Raw genomic sequence first — 1,668 nt, 5'->3', positions numbered from 1 at the left:
AGGAGCATCGGCATCGCCTCCGGAATCAGTTGCTCCCCGAACCTCTGCCGCCATTTCTCCCGGTCGGCGTTCCGAGTCGGGTCGGACATGAAGGTGGTGCCGAACATGTTGGTCATGACCTTCTCGGTCGACGGCTGGGGCGCCCCGAGACCACTGTCACCCTGACCGCGGTGGTCATACCGGATACATCGGTGGTCACCGCACAGCGCGGCGACGGGGGCATCGAACAGCGCCCGGTTGGTGAACAGGGCTGAGGAGAACACCAGCGTCTCGTCACCGGCGCCGACCTCCTCCACGCGGAGGCCGGTGCCGTTCACGGTCTCGGTCCACTCGCGGGCTCTCGGTTCGCTGTTCATGACTCTCATCCCTGATGTCCCGGCGATGCCCTCAAACTAGCATCGAGACAACAGTCATCCGAATGGTTGGGTCAAAGTTCTTGCGCCCGAGGTAAATCGTTCCTTCCGGTCAGTCACGTTCTCTCGGCGCGGAAGTCGTGCGCCGCACCACCAACGTGGGCGTGTGCCGGTAGATCCGTTGCGGCGCCCTCAGGCGATCCATGCGCTGGATCAGGAACTTCGCCGCCTGCGTCCCGACGGTGAAGTTCCCGTTGTCGACCGAGGTGAGCGAGATGTGCCGAAGGCTCGCCAATTGGGTGTTGTCGTAACCGATCAGCGAGAGGTCACCGGGAATCGAGAGCCCGCGATCGTCGGCCGCCGACATCACCCCGAGACTGGTCATGTCGTTGTACGCCAGGATCGCCGTCGGCGGCGTGGCGGCGTCGAGCAGCCGCTCTGCCGCAGCATATCCGCCTTCCTCTCGGGTGCCGCCGTACTCGACCATCATGTTCTCGGCTGCAATCCCCGCCGCAGCGAGCGTGTCCTCGAATCCCTTGCGCCGCAGGGCCCCCACCGCGCCCGGGCCCTGGATGTGTGCCAGCCTGCGATGCCCGAGGCGAAGCAGATGTTCAGTGGCCATCGTTGCCCCCGCCAGATCATCGTCGACCGCGATGTCCACGGTGGGAAGGTCGGGTTCGAGGGTGCCGGCCAAGACCACGGGTATCGACAGCGCCGCCCGCTCGACGTCCACGCGCGCATCGGTGGTGCCGACCACGACCAGACCGTCGACCTGCCGCGAAAGCAGCGTCTCGACGGTGTTGCGTCCGACCTGGTGATCGAGTCGGCTGTCGACGAGGATCGGTGCGATGTCAACGGCATCGAGGGTCGTCGCCAGGCCCTCGATCAGACTGACGTACCAGGGATTGCGGAGATCGTTGATGACCACCCCGATGGTGCCGCTGCGGGACTGGGACAGCCCGCGCGCCATCGTGTTCGGCCGGTAGTCGAGTTCTGCCATCGCGTCGCGAACCCGGGCCCGTCGCTCCTCGCTGACGTTCGGTTCGTCACGCAGGACACGCGAGACCACGGACTTCGAGACGCCCGCATGCGCGGCGACATCGCGAATCGTCGCTGGTCGTCGCACACCGACGGCCGACGGACCGGCGTCCGACCGCTCATCGTTCTCACTCACAATCGCCCATCCTATTGCTCTCGTGATCTGCACCACGTATGGTGACTGGGACCGGTCCCATATTGTCCCACAATCCAGATGGATCGGACAGACCTCGGAGCAGAACAGGAGCATCAGATGCCACGTTTCGCCATGCTCGGC

General features: G+C 65.1%; 2 protein-coding genes. Both read right to left on the bottom strand.

What is annotated here, in order from left to right; genetic code table 11:
• A partial coding sequence (locus tag GORHZ_RS16695) for an alpha/beta fold hydrolase (protein WP_006334909.1) occupies positions 1–356 on the bottom strand: 356 nt, incomplete at its 3' end.
• Positions 357–465: 109 nt separating this feature from the next.
• Complete coding sequence (locus tag GORHZ_RS16690) at positions 466–1,527, bottom strand: LacI family DNA-binding transcriptional regulator (protein ID WP_006334908.1); 1,062 nt, start codon at positions 1,525–1,527, stop codon at positions 466–468.
• Positions 1,528–1,668 lie beyond the last annotated feature (141 nt).

This window comes from Gordonia rhizosphera NBRC 16068 (assembly GCF_000298195.1).
GTDB classification, from domain to species: domain Bacteria; phylum Actinomycetota; class Actinomycetes; order Mycobacteriales; family Mycobacteriaceae; genus Gordonia; species Gordonia rhizosphera.
The sequence above is the reverse complement of the archived record's forward strand: the minus strand, read 5'-3'. Positions and strand labels throughout refer to the sequence as shown.